This window comes from Sphingobacterium athyrii (assembly GCF_003071065.1).
GTDB lineage: Bacteria > Bacteroidota > Bacteroidia > Sphingobacteriales > Sphingobacteriaceae > Sphingobacterium > Sphingobacterium athyrii.
The window spans coordinates 347,052-368,914 of record NZ_QCXX01000006.1; the positions used below are offsets into that span (position 1 = coordinate 347,052).

Annotated in this window: 15 protein-coding genes; 8 read left to right on the plus strand and 7 right to left on the minus strand. The window is 40.9% G+C overall.

Annotated elements, in window-relative coordinates:
- Window positions 1–37: 37 nt before the first annotated feature.
- The 3 genes from DCO56_RS21300 to DCO56_RS21310 all read right to left on the minus strand — a co-directional run bounded on the left by DCO56_RS21300 (window position 38) and on the right by DCO56_RS21310 (window position 3,180).
- The gene (locus tag DCO56_RS21300) at window positions 38–1,384 is read right to left on the minus strand and encodes an OmpA family protein (RefSeq protein ID WP_108635757.1); all 1,347 of its coding nucleotides are present in this window, start codon (window positions 1,382–1,384) and stop codon (window positions 38–40) included.
- Window positions 1,385–1,474: 90 nt separating this feature from the next.
- Entirely contained in the window at window positions 1,475–2,317 is an 843-nt protein-coding gene (locus tag DCO56_RS21305) for a universal stress protein (RefSeq protein WP_108635758.1), read from the minus strand.
- A gap of 14 nt (window positions 2,318–2,331) precedes the next feature.
- Window positions 2,332–3,180, minus strand: a complete 849-nt coding sequence (locus DCO56_RS21310) for a universal stress protein (protein WP_108635759.1) — start codon at window positions 3,178–3,180, stop codon at window positions 2,332–2,334.
- Window positions 3,181–3,609: 429 nt separating this feature from the next.
- Here DCO56_RS21310 and alaS point away from each other — a divergent pair, with 429 nt between their 5' ends.
- The 6 genes from alaS to DCO56_RS21340 all read left to right on the plus strand — a co-directional run bounded on the left by alaS (window position 3,610) and on the right by DCO56_RS21340 (window position 12,355).
- Window positions 3,610–6,225 (plus strand): alanine--tRNA ligase, encoded by a 2,616-nt coding sequence (gene alaS, locus DCO56_RS21315; protein WP_108635760.1) that lies wholly within the window; start codon window positions 3,610–3,612, stop codon window positions 6,223–6,225.
- Window positions 6,226–6,497: 272 nt separating this feature from the next.
- Window positions 6,498–7,595 carry a TlpA family protein disulfide reductase gene (locus DCO56_RS21320; protein WP_108635761.1) on the plus strand — a complete coding sequence of 366 codons (1,098 nt, stop codon included), beginning with the start codon at window positions 6,498–6,500 and terminating at the stop codon, window positions 7,593–7,595.
- Between the two features lie 102 nt (window positions 7,596–7,697).
- Window positions 7,698–8,393 (plus strand): response regulator transcription factor, encoded by a 696-nt coding sequence (locus DCO56_RS21325; RefSeq protein ID WP_108635762.1) that lies wholly within the window; start codon window positions 7,698–7,700, stop codon window positions 8,391–8,393.
- A 152-nt stretch (window positions 8,394–8,545) separates the two neighbouring features.
- A complete protein-coding gene (locus DCO56_RS21330) occupies window positions 8,546–9,883 on the plus strand; it encodes a dihydroorotase (protein WP_108635763.1) in 1,338 nt (445 codons plus the stop codon).
- An 11-nt stretch (window positions 9,884–9,894) separates the two neighbouring features.
- Complete coding sequence (locus DCO56_RS21335; RefSeq protein ID WP_108635764.1) at window positions 9,895–10,950, plus strand: S66 peptidase family protein; 1,056 nt, start codon at window positions 9,895–9,897, stop codon at window positions 10,948–10,950.
- A gap of 1 nt (window position 10,951) precedes the next feature.
- Window positions 10,952–12,355 (plus strand): M14 family zinc carboxypeptidase, encoded by a 1,404-nt coding sequence (locus tag DCO56_RS21340; RefSeq protein WP_108635765.1) that lies wholly within the window; start codon window positions 10,952–10,954, stop codon window positions 12,353–12,355.
- 166 nt (window positions 12,356–12,521) lie between these two features.
- Here the strand turns inward: DCO56_RS21340 and DCO56_RS21345 are convergent, their stop codons facing one another.
- From DCO56_RS21345 to DCO56_RS21360, 4 genes are all read right to left on the minus strand, one after another.
- Complete coding sequence (locus DCO56_RS21345) at window positions 12,522–14,009, minus strand: RagB/SusD family nutrient uptake outer membrane protein (RefSeq protein WP_108635766.1); 1,488 nt, start codon at window positions 14,007–14,009, stop codon at window positions 12,522–12,524.
- Between the two features lie 18 nt (window positions 14,010–14,027).
- Window positions 14,028–17,240: a SusC/RagA family TonB-linked outer membrane protein gene (locus DCO56_RS21350; protein ID WP_108635767.1), complete on the minus strand. Its 3,213-nt coding sequence runs from the start codon at window positions 17,238–17,240 to the stop codon at window positions 14,028–14,030.
- Between the two features lie 216 nt (window positions 17,241–17,456).
- Window positions 17,457–18,512: a dipeptide epimerase gene (locus DCO56_RS21355; protein ID WP_108635768.1), complete on the minus strand. Its 1,056-nt coding sequence runs from the start codon at window positions 18,510–18,512 to the stop codon at window positions 17,457–17,459.
- A 6-nt stretch (window positions 18,513–18,518) separates the two neighbouring features.
- Window positions 18,519–19,745, minus strand: a complete 1,227-nt coding sequence (locus DCO56_RS21360; protein ID WP_108635769.1) for a C40 family peptidase — start codon at window positions 19,743–19,745, stop codon at window positions 18,519–18,521.
- A gap of 320 nt (window positions 19,746–20,065) precedes the next feature.
- On the opposite strand from DCO56_RS21360, the gene DCO56_RS21365 reads away from it, so the two are divergent.
- Window positions 20,066–21,094: a glycosylasparaginase gene (locus tag DCO56_RS21365; RefSeq protein WP_108635770.1), complete on the plus strand. Its 1,029-nt coding sequence runs from the start codon at window positions 20,066–20,068 to the stop codon at window positions 21,092–21,094.
- 171 nt (window positions 21,095–21,265) lie between these two features.
- The gene (msrA, locus tag DCO56_RS21370) at window positions 21,266–21,781 is read left to right on the plus strand and encodes a peptide-methionine (S)-S-oxide reductase MsrA (RefSeq protein WP_108635771.1); all 516 of its coding nucleotides are present in this window, start codon (window positions 21,266–21,268) and stop codon (window positions 21,779–21,781) included.
- Window positions 21,782–21,863 lie beyond the last annotated feature (82 nt).

The window sequence follows — 21,863 nt, forward strand, 5'->3', positions numbered from 1 at the left end:
ACAGCTTTTTTCTTAATATATCTTGAAGATGTATCGATTAATAAAGTGTAAACTCTACGCGACGGTTTTGTTGACGACCATCAGCAGTTTTATTAGTTGCAATAGGTTGGTCAGGACCATATCCTGTCGCTTCAATACGTGAAGCGTTTGCACCTTGAGATACCAAGTAAGCTTTCACTGACTCAGCACGCTCTTTGGATAAACGCATGTTCAATTCGCGTGAACCTGTATTATCGGTGTGACCCGCTAATTTCAAGCTAAAGTTTTTCTCAATCAATAATTCAGCAACTTTGTTCAATGTTGCATAAGAAGTAGGACGGATGGTTGATTTGCTTAAATCGAACTCTAAGTTTTTGATCGCGTCAGCAACGACTTTTCGGTCTGCTTCCGTAACAACAACTTTCTCTACAACTTTAGTTTCGTTTTTCACTACAATTGGACAACCTGCACCATCTACCTGTACACCAGAAGGTGTGCCTGGACATTTGTCGTATTTGTTTGCTACACCATCGCCATCATCATCTTTCAAATCACTGTTCAAACCATCCAATTGACTTTGTAAAGCTTGATTTTTTGCGTTTAACGCATCATTTTGGGCTTTTAAGTCATCGTATTTTACCGTATAATCACTTACTAGGGTCGCGACCGGGTTTGAGTTGTTCAAGGCTGGTTTGCTACTACTACCCAAAGCAAACTCTAGACCTGCGTGTGCGTAAGTGAACAAGTCGTTTTTGTCAATTTTTGGTCCGCTAGCTGGGTTAGCCAAATTGTCGAAGCGTTGATTTACCCAGTTCAGCTGATAGCCCAATTCAAAATTGATACCTTTTGCAACGGCAAATTTAAAACCGAAATCAGCAGGTACAAAGATTTTTGAATAAGAATCGCCATACTCACCTCTGTTTCCTCCAGTAATTCCAGCGGTTTCGGCATTCATTACACCCACACCGATAGATGCGTAAGGTTTGATGAAGCTATTGAAGAATCTCCAGTTGGTGTTTGCCGCCAAAAATTCTCCAGATAGAGCTACTGACCAAGGTGTTTTTGTTTCAAAACCGGTTTGCTTGTCATCAGCCGTATAGCCAGAAGTTTTGCCCCCAAAATAAGTTGCCTTGATTCCGAATGAAGGTGAGATTTGCTTTTTGATATAAGCACTGTAACCTAAGTTCCAGTCCAGTTTATCATAACCTCCATTATTTAATTTGGCAATATTCTGCAAACTCGTAACACCGGCCCCCACACCGATTGACCAAGTCCTGTATTGTGTTGCCGGACCAAATGGTGATGTGCCTTCAATTGATGACTGCTTTGCGCTCTGTGCAAAGGATGCTGTCGAGATGATTCCTGCCGCGATTAGTAATCCTGATTTTTTAAGGCTAATTTTCATAATGTGTTCTTGTAAAATTTTCTACTATAAAATTCTTGTTAAATTAACTCATTGACTACTCTTGCAATAAATTTGCCAAAAATTATTTGGTCAATCCACTCGACCGAAAAAGTTTGGCACCTCAATTTCGAAAGCCATGTGCTTAACAATATTTTCAGTAAAAATGTTTTGAAAAAAAGTTTTCCTACTTTTTGTAATCAAAATCACATCAATATCTTCATCTCTGATAATCGTATGTATTCCGTTTGCGATGTTCTCTCGTGAACCGGCGAAATAGCTCGGCGCTTTGACAATATATGAAATGTCTTCAATGCCTGTTTCAGCAATAATCTGTTCAATCCATTTTTCGAGTTTCTGACCTAATATATTGATTTCCAGTTCACTTTTGTTGATGTGGATAAGCTGTAAATGAAAATTATTTCCATACAAAGGAATCGCTTGCTTAAGCACTTCAAGCTCACCGGGCTTAAAATTAGTCAGTAATGCAATGTTATCTCTTTTTAATTTTACGGCATTTTTTGGGATCGCCAATACGGGAATTTTTGACTCTTTAATAACGTCATAAGTGTTGCTTCCGATTAGTACAGATTCAAGTCCGGTGACTCCTTTTGTTCCCATAATCACGGTCCGATAGCTATCTTTTATCTCTTGTTTATCCAAAGATTCTGCTAAAATCCCGTTCGTAAACAGAGTAGAAATTTTTATCGAAGGATATTTTTGTAGAAGTTCAGCGACAAGTTTTTCCATGTTACGATGTGCTTCTTCTTCAGTAGGGTCTACTAAATGCTTCGCATTTGCAAATTTATTGATATGTGAAGTGAAGGAGTGAAAGAGTGTAATTTCATCATGTGTTTCCTGCGCGATCTGAGCAGCATAGTCTGCTGCGATTCGAGCATTTTCGGAAAAATCTACGGGTATTAATAATTTAGACATAGCGATATACTTAATTATGCTTTGGTAAAAAATATTGGAACTAAAGGATGGCTAAACAATGCTTTTGCCACTGATCGGGTGAAAGCACGTTCAAAAAACGATTTTCGCGAACGTGTCACCAGTAATATCTTGATCTTTTCGGCATGGATCATTTCATTGATGACCTCAGGGACGGTGTCCAGATCCTCAATATCTCCCTGTATAGAGTCGACTTCAATGGCGATGTTGGTGACGCCGATATATTTTTTGATTTTATATTTCCACACTTCCAATTTGTCTTCAATCCGGTTTTCTGAAGAATGATCATAATGTACATGCATCAGTTTTAATTCAAAATCTTTGCCCATGATATTGACAAAATCCTGAACCGTCTGCACTTCTTCTTCCTTGAAATTGGACAGTAAACCAACTTTGTCAAGTTGTTCAAATGAAACTTCTGCGGGGATGGCCAAAACGGGAATTTTTGATTTTTTACTAATGACATAGGTTGTACTGCCGATAAGTTGACTGTCATCATTTGTAATCCCTTTTGTGCCCATGATCACGAAATCAAAGCGATCAGGTGTAGCGATGTCAGATAAAGTTTCTGTGATTATGCCGCGCTCACATTGGGTCGTAACCTCAAGAGCAGCATTTCTGGATGTTATCTGCTCGGCAAGCTTCTTAATCAGAATATCAGCTTTAAATATAGGACTCTGTTTACCTGTGGAACCTGTTTCCTCCTCGAATACAGCAGAAGCTGAGGTATAATTGTGGTAAAGGTGAATGCTGTACCCTTTCTGAGTTGCCAGATCCACAGCGTAATTTACCGCATTGTTAGAATGTGCCGAAAAATCTACGGGTAGTAGAATGTTTTTTTTCATTGGAAGGAATTTTATCTGCGCTATCTTATCTTAAATTTCTATTTCGGTATAGGGTAACTATTCAAAAGAATCGTTGTTGAGACCCCTTATCCCTATCAAATGTAATAAAACAAATGCAATTGTGAATGCGTATCAGTCAAAATGTTTTTATTGTTAAACGTATTGGACCTAATTATGATGATACAAAGTTGGATAACATTTAATGCTTTTAAAATGTTGTATTTAATGTATAATTGTGATTACTGTCATCTTGAAAATAGAATAACCCTGTCCGTCTGAATCTTAAGTCCTGATCTTTTTGTTAGAAAAGTCAATTTCCTATGGAGAAGAAAGGCTGTTAAAATCGTTGAATCGAGGTTATTATCTCGTATTCTACATTGCATAACAGACCAATTTTGAGTAAGTTTGCACATATTTTTAGATAATTAAATGACAAGTAGAGAAATTCGTCAAGCCTTTTTAGACTTTTTTAAAAGCAAGGGGCATCAGATAGTACCTTCAGCACCAGTAGTTGTAAAAAATGATCCGACATTGATGTTTACCAATGCAGGGATGAACCAGTTCAAGGATTTATTCTTGGGAGAAGCACCAATTAAATTTCCGCGTGTTGCAGATACGCAGCGTTGTTTGCGTGTTTCAGGTAAGCATAATGATTTAGAGGAAGTTGGTATAGATACTTACCACCATACCTTATTCGAGATGTTAGGAAACTGGAGCTTTGGCGATTACTTCAAGAAGGAAGCTATTGCTTGGGCCTGGGAGCTATTGACCGAAGTCTATAAGCTCGACAAAGATCGTTTATATGTGACCATTTTTGAAGGTGATGCAAGTGAAGGTTTGGACAGAGACATGGAAGCATTCGATTTCTGGAAGCAGTGGATAGCCGAAGATCGTATCTTGCTTGGCAACAAAAAGGACAATTTCTGGGAAATGGGAGAGACCGGTCCTTGTGGACCTTGTTCTGAAATCCATTTTGATATGCGTAGCGCGGAAGAACGTGCACAGGTTTCGGGGCAAAGTCTGGTCAATGCAGACCATCCACAGGTGATCGAAATCTGGAATTTGGTCTTTATGCAATTTAATCGCTTGAAAGATGGTTCACTTCAAACTTTACCTGCGAAACATGTGGATACAGGGATGGGCTTTGAGCGTCTTGTCAGATGTATTCAAGGCAAAACCTCAAATTATGATACAGATGTGTTTACGCCGACCATTGATTTTATTGCTGCGAAGTCGGGGATAAAATATGGCTTAGACGAAAAGAGTGATATCGCAATGCGTGTGGTATCTGATCATATCCGTGCCGTTAGTTTCGCGATAGCGGATGGACAATTGCCCTCTAACAATAAAGCGGGCTACGTAATCCGACGTATTTTACGCCGTGCTGTACGTTATGCTTATACGTTTTTGGGATTTAAAACGCCATTTATTCATGAGCTTGTTCCAGTACTGGCGGCACAATTCAGTGGTGTATTTGATGAATTGATCCAACAGCAGGATTTCGTGCAGAAAGTAATCCTGGAGGAAGAGGTTTCATTTTTAAGAACCTTGTCCACTGGTGTGCAACGTTTTGAAAATTACGTGGAAGATCATACGCTTATTAATGGTGACTTTGCGTTCGAATTATACGATACTTACGGTTTTCCGATCGATCTAACTGAATTACTAGCGCGCGAGAAAGGATTGTCTGTTGATATGGATGGTTTTAAACAGGCACTTCAGATTCAAAAGGATCGCTCCCGTGCGGCAACAGCGATAGATACCGGTGACTGGATTGTTGTTAATGATGATGAGGGCTTCGAGTTTGTAGGTTACGATACATTGACAGCAAAGACAGAAATCGTAAAATACCGTAAAGTTGTCGCAAAAAATAAGGAGCAATACCAATTGGTACTTTCTGTCAGTCCGTTTTATGCGGAAGGAGGAGGTCAGGTAGGTGATTCCGGTGAATTGATTTCGGAGGAAACCGGCGAAAAGATCTACATTACGGATACAAAAAAGGAAAATGGAATCTTCGTCCATTTTACCAATAAGTTGCCATTGGATCTGAACGGAACCTTTGTCGCCGAGGTTGACAGAACCAAACGATTGGATACGGAAAATAATCACTCCGCAACCCACCTATTGCATGCTGCACTAAAACAGGTATTAGGTACGCATGTAAATCAAAAAGGTTCATTGGTCAATGCGGATATTTTACGTTTTGATATTTCTCACTTTGCAAAGATGAGTGAAGATGAGATCAAACAGGTAGAAGATATCGTGAATGCTAAAATCCGCGCAAATATTCCATTAAAAGAAGAACGTAATATACCTTATCAGCAGGCTTTGGACTCCGGTGTCACGGCTTTGTTTGGTGAAAAATACGGTGATTTTGTTCGTGTGATTACTTTTGAAGATCAATTTTCCAAAGAGTTATGCGGTGGGACCCACGTGAAAGCAACGGGGCAGATCGGATTCTTTAAGATTGTTTCTGAATCGGCTGTTGCTGCAGGAGTACGTCGTATTGAAGCGATTACCGGGACGCGTTCAGCTGCGGTAATTCGTGAGCATTTTGAACTGGTACATCATTTAAAAGAACTCATGAACAATCCGAAGGACTTTGTGTCAGCCTTGGGTAAGATCATCGACGAAAACGGTGCACTGAAAAAGGAAATTGAGAAAAGTATTACCGAGAAATCTTTGGCGTTGAAATCGGATTTGGAAGCAAAGATCGAACAAGTTGGTGATGTCAACTTTTTATCGACTCTGGTTGATCTCCCTAATGCAGAAGCGGTAAAAACGTTAGCCTATGCTGTAAAGGGAGCTGTCAATAATTTGTTTTTGGTTATAGGAGCGGAATTCGACGGCAAACCAAGTTTAACTGTTGTTATTTCAGATGATTTAGCAAAAGAAAAAGGTTTGAATGCAAGCAATATCGTACGTGATCTGGCAAAAGATATCCAAGGCGGCGGTGGCGGCCAACCTTTCTTTGCAACAGCGGGAGGTAAAAATTCTGCGGGATTAAAAACGGCTATTGAACGTGCGAAGGAATTTTTAAGTTAAATTTGCGTATTTAGATTGGAGACTTAGGATACTTGCTTGAATAAATTTCAAGCTTATCGGAAGTCTCTCCGAAAATGCTATGCGATGAAACTATCCTATTTATCCAAACCGAGTGTAACGAGTTCATAAATATGGCTGAAGAGCAATTTATGAATGAATAATAACAAGGACGGGCGTAATAAATAGGATAGTTTCTACAATTAAAAAAGAAACCGAGTGCTATTAACATCTAGTTATGGATGGACTTGAAGCACTCACAAAACGATATGTAGATGAAAAAGGCAATTTTTTTAGTAGCTGGAGTGGTTGGATTGATGTTTGGTTGCCAGAATAAAGAGCAGTTTACCATCGAAGGAAATATAGAAAACCCCGGTAATATAAAAGTTATCTCCTTGTACGAAGGGGATACCAAGCTGGATTCTATGTTTTTTAGCGATAATAACAAATTTCAGTTTGTACGTCAAGCGAGTCAATCTAGGCTGTTGTCGTTACGCGTCGGCAAAAATCGTTATGATCTGATCGCTTCTCCGGGTGAGACAATTTCATTTAAGGCAGATTTGCATAAGAACGTCAATGATTATCTTGTTGAAGGATCTGAATTGTCGAAAACAATACAGCCATTTGCTAGGGAACGAAACCACCGCGATTACGTGCAAGATTCTCTTCAGGGTGTCTTTTCCAAATTAACAGCGAATTCGACTACTGACGAAATTGAAAAACTTCGTGCAGAATATAAAGCCAAATTTGCGGATGAACTTCGTGACTATACCAGCAAGGCAGTCGATTTTTCCGCTAAGCATAATGATCTAGCTGGATTTTACGCCATCTCAACACTGGATCCTGAAGTAGCAGAGGCAGAAATAATTGCTTATGCAGATAAAATTAAAAATGAATTTACGGAAAATAGATATGTGACGCAGTTTAAGGAGGAAACCCAAAAACTGAAGAAGATGGCTATTGGTCAACCGGCACCGGAACTAACCTCCTTTACACCTACTAACAAAGAAGTAAAGCTGTCCAGTTTCAAAGGGAAATATACTTTAGTGGACTTTTGGGCTTCTTGGTGTATGCCCTGCCGTCAGGAAAATCCGAACCTCGTTAAGTTGTATAATGCTTATCATACCAAAGGTTTCGATATTCTATCTGTTTCATTTGACGACAATCCCGGTTCGTGGATGCGGGCTATTGCAGACGATAAACTTACGTGGACACATGTGTCTGACTTGAAAGCTTGGACGTCTCCGGTCGTAATTGATTATCGGGTGAAGGCATTGCCAACATCCTATATCCTCGACCCCAACGGTATTATCGTTGCAAAGAACTTGCGTGGCGAAGAGCTGGCAGATTTTCTGAAGAAAACAATTAAGTAATCAATGTGTTATTGTTAATTGAAATATTACTTAATGATTTGGTAACATTAGATTAACCGATTGTTATCATTTTGTTCATATTTTAGCAAAAAAATAAGACAAATGAGTTCTTCGAAACAAAAGATTTTAATTGTTGATGACGAAAAGGATATCTTGGATTTAATTGCATTCAACTTAAATCGTGAAGGTTATCAGGTCTCTACAGCGCAAAATGGGGAAGAGGCAATACAGGTTGCCAAACAAGTAAACCCAGATCTGATCATCTTGGATGTGATGATGCCCAAGATGGACGGTATTGAAGCTTGTCGCATCATGCGCGCGATGCCTGAATTCAAAAATACCTTTATGGTATTTTTGACTGCCAGAAGTGAAGAATATTCGGAAATTGCCGGATTTCATGTTGGAGCGGATGATTATATTGCCAAGCCAATTAAGCCCCGTGCGCTGATGAGCCGCATCAATGCGATATTGAGAAGAAATGCGTCGGAGGAGTCTGATTCTTCTGTACAGGACAAAATCGAGATCGCAGATCTGGTGATAGACAGAGATTCGTTCTTAGTCTACAAAGGAGAGCAAAAGATTGTGCTTGCCAAAAAAGAGTTTGAATTACTCTACTTGCTGGCATCCAAACCCAATAAAGTTTTCACTAGAGAACAAATCCTAAAAAGTATCTGGGAGGACTCGGTGGTTGTCACCAATCGTACGATAGATGTGCATATTCGTAAGCTTCGTGAAAAAATAGGCGACGATTATGTGACCACTGTAAAAGGAGTGGGTTACAAATTTGATAAAGAATAAAAGAAGAGACTTAGGTCTCTTTTTTGTTTTAGGGATAAGGATGAGTTTTATCTGCTTTTTATCGTCTTATTTGGGCAACTCTTTGAACAGATAACTTGATATCACGGCAACAAATCTTTACTTTTGACAGATACCAAAGTAAAGAGATCAACATGTCATCTATTCTTATAAAATCTGCGCAACTTGTTAACGAAGGTAAAGTTGAGGCTGCTGATGTATACATCAGCAATGGGCGAATCGAAATGATCGCACAGGAGATTAATCATCCTGCGGATCAGGAAATCAATGCTGAGGGACTGCACTTGTTTCCGGGATTAATTGACGATCAGGTTCACTTTAGGGAGCCCGGATTAACTTATAAAGCAGATATATGGCATGAAAGTCGCGCTGCGGTTACAGGTGGTACTACCTCTTTTATGGAGATGCCGAATACGGTTCCCAATACCTTGACACAGCAACTGCTTCAGGATAAATATGATATAGCAGGAAAGAATGCATTAGCCAATTATTCATTCTTTATGGGAGCAGCTAACGATAATTTAGAAGAGGTTTTGAAAACCAATCCGCGTGATGTCTGCGGTATAAAGGTGTTTATGGGTTCATCCACTGGAAATATGCTGGTGGATAATGAGAAAGCATTGGAAGGTATTTTTGCCAACGCTCCCACATTAATTGCCACACACTGCGAGGACGAAGCAACGATAAAGGCCAATCTGGCAGCATTCAAGGAGAAATACGGTGAGGACGGATTGAAGATCGAGATGCATCCGTTGATCCGCTCTGCGGAAGCTTGCTACCTGTCTTCATCTAAGGCTGTGGAATTGGCCAAAAAGCATAATACAAGATTACATATTTTACACATATCAACGGCAAAGGAGATTGCGCTATTTCGGAATGACATTCCATTAAAGGACAAGAAAATCACAGCCGAAGCTTGCATCCATCATCTTTGGTTTTCTGATCAGGATTACACGACAAAGGGGAATTTTATCAAGTGGAATCCGGCTGTTAAGACGGCCAACGATCGCGACCATATTCTTAAGGCCGTATTGGACGGACATATTGACGTGATTGCAACAGATCACGCGCCGCATACGATCGAAGAAAAAATGCAGCCTTACGCCACAGCTCCGAGTGGTGGCCCCTTGGTTCAACATGCTTTACAAGCATTATTGGATATGGTCAAAGCAGGTAAAATGACGCTGGAACAATTGGTTCAAAAGTCAGCACATAATACCGCAACATTGTTTCAGGTCGAAGATCGCGGTTATATCCGAGAGGGTTATTGGGCGGATCTTGTTTTGGTGGACCTAAATAAACCATATACTGTTTCCAAAGAAAATATCCTTTCTAAATGCGGATGGTCGCCATTTGAAGGACATACGTTTAGTTCAACGATCGAACATACCATTGTATCGGGTAAAGTCGCATTTTCTAAAGGACAGATTATTGAGAAAGGTGCCGGAGAGCGTCTATTGTTCAATAGATAAGTTAGCGTAATATGGAGAAAAGGGCTTTTATAAAATCAATTGCTTTGGGCGCATTGGCTATTCCGGTGTTGGGAGCTGGGCGTTCTACAGCAATCGCTGGGGAGCTAGCAGAGCTAGCTTCTCTATTGGCAAAGAAGCTACAGCTCGGGGATACGATCGGATTGATCACTCCCGCAGGTGTATTGGACGATGAGGAATCAATTATTATCGCTCGCGAGATCTTTGAAACATTGGGTTTTAAAGTGAAGGAGGGAAAACATATCCGTAGCCGTTACGGTAATTTAGCGGGGACAGATCAGGAACGTATTGCTGATATACATGATATGTTCGCTGATAAGGCTGTTAAAGCAATAGTTTGTGTAAGGGGAGGCTCGGGAACTTCCCGTCTTTTGGACCGGCTTGATTATAAGCTGATTGCTCAAAATCCTAAAATTTTGTTGGGCTATTCAGATATAACGGCGTTAATTCTGGCGTTGTATGCGAAAACAGGACTTGTTACTTTCCATGGTGCGGTCGGTATAAGCACATGGACGAAGAAGCTTGCCGATGCATTTAATGCGCAATTTGTAACGAATAAACCTGCGGTATTTGAAAATCCTAAATCAAAAGGGGACAATATTGTACAGACTAAAGACCGGATTGCCACAATTTCTCCGGGTACTGTCGATGGCGTACTGCTCGGTGGAAATTTGACCGTATTGACGGGGTTGTGTGGTTCGCCTTATCTACCCGACTTTAGAGAAAAGATACTTTTTATTGAGGAGGTGGATGAAGATATGGAACGCGTTGACCGCATGTTTTGCCAATTAAAAAATGCAGGAATATTAGCTGTGATCAAAGGTTTTATTTTTGGGAAATGTACCAATTGTAAGCCGTCGGGAGGCTATGGCTCTGTGACATTGGATCAGCTATTCAATGATTATATCAAGCCCTTAAAGGTGCCTGCTTATAGCGGAGCTGTCATTGGGCATATTGCGGAGCAATTTATCCTTCCGGTAGGTGCACAGGTGAGAATGGATGCATCGCAAGGAACGATTATCTTACTTGAAGCGGCCTTAAAAGACTAAGATGAATTTAGTAAAAGAAGATTTGCTCAAAGCCTTTTCTTTATATGAAGAAAAGGCTTTGCAGCATAGACGATTTAAACATGCTGATATCTTGCCACTTTTGCAAGGAATAGAGGCCAGTAAACAATTTACCGTTGAAGAGATTGGACAGTCAGTGGAGGATCGTTCGATTTTTAGATTGAAATATGGGCAAGGGCCGATAAAGGTTTTGTTATGGTCGCAGATGCATGGGGACGAACCTACGGCAACAATGGCGCTATTTGATCTGTTTAATTTCTTAAATGGGGAGGCGGATGGCTTTGATGCCTTGCGAAAGGAGATGGGGGATAAACTGAGCTTATACTTTATTCCGATGCTGAACCCTGACGGTGCTGAGCGTTATCAGCGGCGGACTGCCATGGATGTGGATATGAACCGGGATGCGCGTGCGCTTGCAACGGTGGAGGGCAGCCTTTTAAAAGCACAGGCGATGCTACTTAAGCCAGACTTTGCTTTTAATCTCCATAATCAGAATAATTACTACAATATTCCAGGCAGCGCCACTCCGGTAACAATTTCCTTGTTGGCACCAGCATACGATTATGCGAGAAGTGTGAATACAGTTCGGGCAGATGCCATGCGGCTTATCGTTGGGATAAACAAGATATTACAGGAGTTTATACCGAATGCTGTCGCGAAATATGATGATGAACATACCCCACGTGGTTTTGGAGACAATTTTCAAAAATGGGGGGCGCGTACCATTCTGATTGAATCAGGAGCCTACGCCGGTGACCCTGAAAAACTGGAAGTTCGAAAATATAATTTCATTGCGCTTTTACACGCCTTTCAGGAAATCGCTTCGGGATCCTATCTAGTACATGATATTGCAGATTACAACGCAATTCCTTTTAATGACGAAAAGCTGCATGATGTTTTGATTCGAAACTTATCCATCGAAAAAAATGGTAAAAGGATGTTGGTGGATGTGGCTATTCGACAAAATGAAAAAACTGTTGTAGATGACTATTATGTGGAGGGAGTGATCGAAGATATAGGCGATCTGAAGGACTTCTATGGATATACGGATCTTGATGTCAAAGGACTCCAATTTATTCCCGCAAAAATGTATACAGACCAGGTCTTTTCACTGGCTGAATTAACCTTACCTATTGTGATTGAGTTGTTGAAACAGGGATACGGTTCGCTGAAAGTTTCTGATAGGGACGAAGGTACGCAGCTGCATGATTTTCCGATTCAGGTGCTGAATGGTGCCAATTTTGTTGCTGATACCTGTCTGAGATTAGGGGGGGGCGCTGATTTTTTTATTGGGTCCGAAAAGGAGATACAATATGCAGTGATAAATGGTTATTTAATCAATTTTACGCAATCGATTGATACTAAATCAAAAAATGTAGTGAAATAATACTGTTTTATCGGCTCTGAAGATGGAATTCGATTTGCGTCTATCAAAGGACTTATTGGATCTAACAATTAATCTAGCTAAGCAAAATGTTAAAACAAACTTTATCAACCTAATTAAATAAATTCAAAAAGGCCAATTATTAGTGGCCTTTTTGAATTTATTTAATTTAGTATCCGGGGTTCTGCTGGTCTTTCAACGTCGGATTGGCATTGATTTCCGATTGAGGGATTGGCAGGATATACTTTTCAAAAGTTCGGTCAATTTCCTTAGGACGGGTTTTGATCGTCAATCCCTGAAAGTCATCATTGAATGTGATTTTCTTGTTGAGCCGGATCATATCCCAGTATCGATGCCCTTCACCAAACAACTCTTTGCTCTTTTCATTAAGGATGGCATCTTCGTTGACCGTGGCCGAAGAGAATGCAGGACGGTTCGGAGAGCGTTTACTGATAGCATTTAATAGTTCTGCCGATTTTGCGGGATCTGCGCTTGGCTTTTTTAATGCAGCCTCCGCAGCGATAAGGTAAATTTCAGAAAGCCTGATTACTTTGATATTCACAGCCGTATTATTTGTGTTTCCTTTGTCCCCAAGTGAATTGAGTGGTAAGGAGGTATTGGTATTTACACTACCTAGATTTTTATAAACGGCTCCCATACGTGTTGCCGAACTTTCGTCTCTTCCCAAAATTGCCCAACGCACATCACTGTTGTCCTCTTTCATGCGATTGAGATAATAATCACTTGCGTAGAACATTCCACCCTGTCCACCTGTTCTCCGCATCAGGTAATAACCCAAGCTTGCTGTACCCAAGTCAGCTTCACCTTCGTTAATACCAAGTTCATAGATAGATTCTGTGCCATACATGCTCGCCCAAGAAGACGTCCATTTCTCATTCTCATACAATTTATAGGTACCACTAGTGATGATCTCATTTGCTTTTGAATAGGCATTTTCATAGTCCGCCATTGTCAGATAAACCCTGCTTTGTATGGCTAAGTTCGCATAATAATTGATATACCCATTGTCAATAGCTTTATTTGCTCCAAGTAGCTCCTGGCCGGTTTTGAGATCTTTTAGAATCTGGGTGTAGACTTCTTCTACAGTTGCTCTGGCTGGTTTACTGTTATAGGATGCCGGACTGATAACAATGGGAACCCCCCGAGAAGCTTTATCCTGCGTATATGATTTTCCATATAAACGAACGAGGTCAAAATAAAATAATGCCCGTAAAGTAAGTAACTGTCCCTGTGCATTTGCATATTGCGCTCTGGAATCCATAGCCACTTGGTCAATTTTTTCCAATACGTCATTTGTCTGGGCAATACAATAATAAATCTGTGACCAGAAACCCGAAAAGTTATTTGTTTCTGCATCTTGATTAAATGAATACAGTTGATCAAGCCCTCTTCCTTGGGAATAAACCGTTAGATCGCCCCCTTTGACCTCGCCATATAGTTCAAAGTTTCGACCGTAATAACTTGATGAAGCGATCAGTCTGCTTAATCCGTTTATTCTATTGCGGGCATCATTGGCGCCATTAAGTGCTGTTCCTGCATCAATGGAATTGCCCGGTTCAACGTCTAGAAAATCCTTGCAGCTGCTGAAGGACGTTACCAGAGCTGCGGCTATAATAGATATTTTAAATATTTTCATTTCTTAAAAGATTAACGATTAAAAACCCAGTTCTATACCAAATGTGTAGGTCTTCCCTAGCGGTGTTTCCCAGCCGCGTGTTGCGTATTGACCAACCTCAGGGTCGGCAATTTTATACTTTGATGCGGTCAATAGATTAGTTCCATTGAAATATACTCTGGCATTGCTAAATCCTATTTTGTTCAAAACAGTTTTCGGTAATCTATAACCAAAATTGATATTTTTTAGCCGAAGGAATGAGGCATCATGTAGTTGTCTGGAACTATATTTTTGAGGGTCAGTCAGGTCGTTCCCGTCTAATTTTGGTAAGGTGCCGGATGTATTGTTTTCGGTCCACATATGCTCAAAGGCATATTCCGAGCGAATCCTTTCCCAGTAGTAACCATCATCGGCTACATCTTTGAATGCTCCATCGTATAGTTTACCGCCAAGTTTGTATATAAAATTGAAGCCTAGATTGAAGTTTTTGTACTCAAAATCAGTATTTATACCACCGCTGACATTCGGAATACCATTTCCGATGATTGTATAATCGGCTTGGTTAAAGTCATAAGTTGCTTTTCGACCATTGTAGTCAAATATACCCGAACCTGTGTTGCTGTTATTGGTATAATAGACGTTTTTGCCATTGGTCGCGTCAACGCCTGCCCATTCGTAACCATAAAACGCGAGTGTTGACTGCCCTTCTCTATAAATAAATTGCGCACGGGCATCACCGCTCCCCTTCGTATCATTGCCCACTGAGCCAGTAGGATCATACCAGATAATATCCTGGTTGTCATTTAGCTTTTGGACTTTTGAATTGATGAAAGCTGCGTTTACATTTGCACTCCATCTAAAATCATCTTTTTTGATAATGTCACCTGCTAATTCAATTTCTATTCCTTTGTTGTTGATCTGTCCTACGTTTCTCAATACGGTGCTGAATCCGGTTGTTTGTGAGGTTGGGACATCCTGTAATAAGTTTTTAGAAGTGCGGTTGAAGTATTCTACTGACCCCGTGATTCTGTTGTTTAAGAAGCCAAATTTCAGCCCGGCATTAGTAGTGTAAGAGGTTTCCCAGGTAATATCCGGGTCTGGGTTGGAGACAAGGTTACCTCCCGGTTGTCCTTTATAATTGAAGTTGTTAAAAGATACAAGTCTTCTCCATCCAAAATTGTCCGTTGGTAAGGTTCCGTTGACACCGTAAGAGGCTTTCAGACGTAATGTACTGATGGCATCGTTTTCACGCAAAGACGGAAGGTTTTTCAAACTATAAGCACCCGATATCGACCAAAAATCTCCCCATCGGTTTTTCGGACCTAGTTTTGAAGAACCATCACGGCGATAGGAAGCCGCTAAAAAATAAGTGTTGTCATAATTGTATTCCGCCCTTCCGAGAAATGACATCAGGTTATAACCCCAGCTATACGCATTGGCTTCAAACTTACCTGCCGAAGAAATGTAAGGAAGCTCGGCGGAACCCAAATTGCGGCCTGTTGTGCGCATAAAATCCGTCTTATTTTTTTCGGCCTCAAATCCAGCGAGTAAGTTTATAGTGTGCTTGTCAAATGATTTATTATAATTTACGGTATTTGAAGTTACCAATTTCAGCATATTCGTGTTAAATTGGTGCACTACACCACCATCGCTGATACCATTGAAATGTTTAGCGCTATAATATAAATAGTCCTTCATGTCCGTATAATCATATGAGAATACAGTTTTTGCTGTCAGTTCGGGAAGAATTGTCCAGGTCAGGTTGCTGATGACGCCTAGCTTATTTGTTTTCGAGTTGTTGTCCCATTGTTGGTCATAATAGTCGGCATTATAGGCATAGCTACCATAGCGGTCTGTCCAGGCCTCACCCGTTTTATAGTTTGTAGGCCAGTATAATGGCCACAGGAGATTTCTGGATTGTAGAAAATAGTTCGATCCCGTATTGCGGGTGTCGTTAAAACCTTTTTTCTTGTTGTGACCGATATTGATATTCGTCCCAAATTCCAGGTTATCAACTATTTTTTGCGTTAGATTGAGACGACCTGAGATACGTTCGAAATCATTGACCCTAATTCTACTTTTATCTGTGGTGTAACCTAAAGAGGAAAAGTATTTCGTTGACTCGGTTCCCCCTGAAAGTGAAAGATTGTTGTCCTGATAAATTCCTGTGCGAAACAGGGCTTTATCCCAATCATAATATTTGCCTTCACGGTTTTCAATTCCATCAGTCATTCCTAAGATGCTAATGTTGCTCATTCTCAAGGGATCACTGACTTCAAATCGGTAACCATGTTTGTTAAATTTGTTATTTAGCTGTCCAAGGGCGTAAGTACTGGCATCCGTATCGGTATAGTTTACACCAGTTTTTGGATTGACGTTTGACGTGCGGTAATCATGAAATATCTGATACAGCATGTTAACTTGATCCTGAGGCGACGCTGTTTCGTAATTATCTGTTGCCCAGGTTGGCGTAAAGCCGATAGAGCTTTTAAAATTGACCGTGGGTTTTCCCGTTTTGCCTTTTTTGGTCGTTATTAAGATGACACCATTTGCTGCTCTGGAACCATATAGGGAGGAGGCCGCCGCATCTTTTAGTACGGTAATCGTTTCAATATCATCGGGATTGAGATTTCCCATCACATTGTTGGATGTGTAGATATAATCGCCCATTTGACCACCCGAACCGGAATTGGCAGGAACACCATCTATAACATAGAGCGGTTCGTTCGAAGCATTCATCGAGCCTACGCCCCGAATACGAATGCTAGGTGTTGAGCCTGCTTGTCCAGAGGGAGTAGAAACTGTCAGACCCGCAACGCGTCCACTTAGGGCACTTTCAAATGAGGTTGTGGGAACATTATCTATGTCTTTGGCTTTTACTGTTGCCGCAGATCCAGTATATGTACTTTTTTTTGCTGTACCATAAGCGACAACCATGACCTCATCCAAAGCCTGTTCGCCACTGGCAAGTGTAATACTGATTGTTTTTCGGCCATTGACCTGAATCTCCTGTGCTTTATAGCCGACAGCAGATAGCATTAGTGTAGCATTTGAATTTGCATTAAGGGTGAATAAGCCTTGATCATTGGTCGATGTCCCTTGGCTGGATCCTTTGACATTTATGGTAACTCCACTGATGGGATTTCCATTGCTGTCTGTGATTTTTCCGGCAATCTGAATCTGTTGCGCATATAGAGACTGCATCGAACTACAGGCTATGAGACACAACGTTGTGAGTACATGTTGTTTCATATGAAAAAGATTTGTCTTTTATAGGTCATATGGAATAGCCCGTCGAGTTACATCGGTGTTGTACTTTTCAAACGTGGATATTTCATAAAAGCTATGAATTGATTAATTTAGTTTGTTAATGTTTTGGTTGCTATTGGCCTTTGCTTACAAATGCTATAGCGAAATCAATGCAATGTTCTTCTTGTAAGACCGAAAAACATTGCATTGAATATAATCTTATTTTCTTAAAATTCCAATTCCCGGACGGTTAGGTAAGATACAGTTGCCATCGATTACCGTCATGCCATCATAGATATCGTTATCGATCAGGAGTGCCCCATCTAAATCTGCCCAATCGGTTAGTGGTGCCAATTGTGCCGCTGCACTGATGGCACAGGAAGTTTCGGTCATACAGCCGATCATTACTTTCATTTCAAGGGAACGTGCAAGTTCAGCCATCCGCTTAGCTTCACGCATACCGGTACATTTCATAAGCTTGATATTGATGCCGCTGTAGACACCTTTTAATGCTGGTACATCAGCCAATCGTTGACATCCCTCGTCAGCAATAGTCGGTATTGGACTGCGCTCGGTTAACCAGGCATTATCGTCAATCTGTTCTTTGGGCATCGGTTGTTCGAGAAAAGCGACGTTACGCTCCGCCAGCCAATGTGCCATTTCCAATGCCTCTTCTCGGGTTTTCCACCCTTGGTTGACGTCTGCACACAATGGGCGATCTGTTGCCTGCCGAATGGTTTCAATAATCATTTTATCGGTATCCAGACCCAATTTTACTTTTAGAATCTTAAACTGATCTGCTTCAGCAACCTTTTTGCGGATCATGTCCTCCGTATCAATACCAATTGTGTAAGAAGTTGGCGGAATAAGATCCGGATTTAATCCCCATATTTTATAGAAGGGCTGGCCCATAATTTTACCAAGCACATCATGTAAGGCAATATCTATCGCTGCTTTTGCGGCAGTATTCTTTGCTGCTACTTGGTCTACATAATGTAGGATCTCCTCCGTTTGGAAAGGGGAGTTGAATGCTGATAAGTCAATTTGATTTAAAAAAGCGATCACGCTTTCCTGCGACTCACCAAGGTAAGGCGGCATGCTGGCCTCACCATAGCCGATGATACCCTCGTACTCCAGTTCGGTCAATACAACAGGTGTCGTACTTCGGCTGTAAGAAGCGACGGTAAAGACATGGCGCAATGTTAGGGTATATGGACGGAACCTTAGCTTAAAGGCCCCAAAGTCCTTGCTGATCCATTCAGATTGATTGCTCATTATGGTTTATTTGTTGATGTAGTAATTGCTTTCAGCGATTTTTTGAATTGCAGAATCCTTGGCACCTAAATAACGACGGGCAGCAACAACGGTACGTGTCTGAAAATCGTCGTAATCAGCAGCATCTTTCAGCATGCTGTTAATGCGAACCAATCCTGCAGCATGGATAAAAGTGCCATTGCCTATATAAAGCGCTACATGGGTTACGCGTGCATTGGGATTACTATTTTTGCCTGCAGCAAAAAAGAGTAAATCTGCTGGTTTCAGGTTTTTAAGCGCTTTGTCAGGATCAAAATGCCCCTCGCTGTCCAAGATATCTATCTTTTCGCCTGCTAAAACCTGTTGTGATGCATCTCTAGGGATAACGAAGCCATTCATAAAGAAGCTTGTCTTGGTAAATCCGCTACAATCGACCCCTTTGACCGATGTGCCGCCCCACAAATAAGGTAGTCCCAACATGGTTTTTGCACTTGCGATAATATGGTCAGCGGTAGGATTACGCGTATCCAGCCAATTTTTTAGCGTTAGGCTTTCAGATTTCTTGATATAACCTTTGCGGCCATCGGGGTATGCGATTTCATAAAAACTGCCTTTTTGTCCGGTTAATTTCAAGATATCCCCATATACAAGATCCGATACTCGTTGGCTTTTCTCATTGGGTTCGGAATAAGATTTTCCGAATTCAGTGGTGTAGATCAGCTTTTCTGATTGTCTCCAGTTGTCAATCTCGGCCTGATCCATGACAGCTATTGAAGATGCTGGCACCCAAGCGATATAACCATCGGGGGTACGTACCCGGTATTCACCACTTTTCTTCTGTAGCAGATCTACTTGTGTACCCAATAAAACTTGGCTTGTCAATTCCGCGGAATTATCCGGGAAGGTACGCATGTTGGCAACTGAAAGTCTGATTACCCCTACAGTTTTTCCCTCAACACTGGCGTCCGGTAAAAGCTGAACTTGGATATTCGCGGATATTTCTTTCGCTTTTTGTTCCAGAACAAACTTAGCATCTTTTTCGGTTGTTTCGAGGATATATAGATTTTGGGGAACATCCGCTTTTTGAATAGCCACTATTTTCGTTCTCCGATCCGGTGCAAATTCACGTTTTACGTTTTCTTGCAATTCTTTGATTTTGAAATAAGTGGTGGAATCTACTTGCTGTGCATGGCCATGACTTGTGCCAATAAGACTTGCACATGCTAAAATAGCGAATTTTAGTGTGTTTTTCATGCTGATTAGTTTGTTTCTAAAGATAGGATTAATTCACAATATAAATCAACGTTTGTTGTCGATTTTTGAGTGATTTGAATATTGTGTTGCTAAAAAACGAACCTTTGGGCCTAATTTTAATTAATTTGTCTATTTGCTAAAACCATTTTGTATTATTGCTTATTGATCGCAAAACCGTCGATTGTTTTTGAATCTCACTGCCAAAAAGCAGGTTAGCGATTGCGAATTGTGGCAATGAACAATTAAAAACGAATTATTCATGCTTGTAAAATGCCGGACGGTGGAGGCAAACAGGTTATTAAAAGACAAATAGTTTATATATGAGTTCTAGACGTAATTTTATTAAACAAGGTTTTATGGCTGCTACGGCGATAGGTACCTTGAGCGCATTTGATACAAAAGGGCTGACGATTGCATCCGATGATAAGGTGAAAAAATATCCGATTGTCATATCAACCTGGGATTTTGGAATAGCGGCAAATAAGGCGGCCTGGGAGATCTTATCGAAAGGCGGAAAAGCTCTTGATGCTGTCGAACAAGGTGTGCGTGTACCCGAAGCGGACTTGAAAAATATGACCGTCGGAAAAGGAGGGTATCCGGATCGTGATGGACATGTGACCTTAGATGCCTGTATTATGGATGCTGATGGTAATTGTGGTGCTGTGGCTGGTATGGAAAAAATCGGACATCCGATATCGGTGGCCCGCTTGGTTATGGAAAAAACTCCACATGTCATGCTAGTTGGAGAGGGGGCATTGCAATTTGCGTTGGAAAACGGTTTCAAAGAAGAGAATTTATTGACGCCTGAGGGAGAGAAAGCTTGGAAGGAGTGGTTAAAGGAGAAGAAATACAAGCCAGTCGTTAATATCGAAAATAAAACTTTTGCTGCGGAGCGCCTGCCGGGCAACCAATATAATCACGATACCATTGGTATGCTAGCCTTAGACGCCAATGGAAATATATCCGGTGCTTGTACAACCAGTGGAATGGCATTTAAAATGCACGGCCGGGTGGGAGATAGCCCGATCATCGGCGCTGGCTTATATGTTGACAATGAAGTTGGTGGGGCTACTTCGACTGGGGTAGGTGAAGAAGTTATCCGTAATGTAGGCAGTTTTTTGGTGGTTGAATTGATGCGTCAGGGTTACTCGCCAGAAGATGCCTGTAAGGAAGCTGTGATGCGTATCGTGAAGAAAAAGCCTGCAATTGCCAAAGAGATACAAGTTGGATTTTTGGCGATTAACAAGAAAGGTGAGTATGGAGCTTTTGCATTGCAGGAAGGATTCTCTTACGCCGTTTGTGACAGTAAGCAGCAGGACCTATTGATCAAAGGAAAACATTATTATTAGGAATCACTCAATACGCACACTAAATATAGAATACACGTTTAGATAGAAGTATTAAATTGAATAATGATTATCTTTGTGTGGGCATTGTGGAAGTAAAAAAATAATATAACGAGCGTGCTAAGGGCTTATAAAATTAAAGTCTAAATACTCAGTACTCAATACTATAAAAATATGAAAGCAACATTTGGAGGTGGATGTTTTTGGTGTACGGAAGTGATTTTCCAAAATACCGAAGGAGTGACATCCGTATTGCCAGGATATATGGGAGGTCATGTAGACCATCCTACTTATGAGCAGGTATGTACAGGTACAACCGATCACGTGGAAGTGGTGGAGTTGGAGTATGACGATGAACTGGTCAATTATGAGGATCTGTTGAAGATTTTCTTCAAAACACATAATCCGACAACATTGAACCGTCAGGGTAATGATGTGGGTACGCAGTATCGTTCTGTAGTCTTCTATCATAACGAAGAACAGGAGATCTTAGCGAAAAACTTTATTGATGAGTTGGAAAACGAGGATATCTATGAAGATCCAATTGTAACAGCGGTAGAACCGGCGTCAATATTTTGGCTGGCCGAAGATTATCATCATAATTATTTTAATGATCATCCTGAAAATCCGTTCTGTTCAGTAGTCATTGCACCGAAGCTCCAAAAATTCTTAAAAGAATTTAAAGCCTAAAGTAAAGGTTTTAATGGGGAGTTTTGTGTTTAGCGTAGCAAATTGATGGTGGGCTGTTTATTAGGGGGCGAGGAGGATTGAA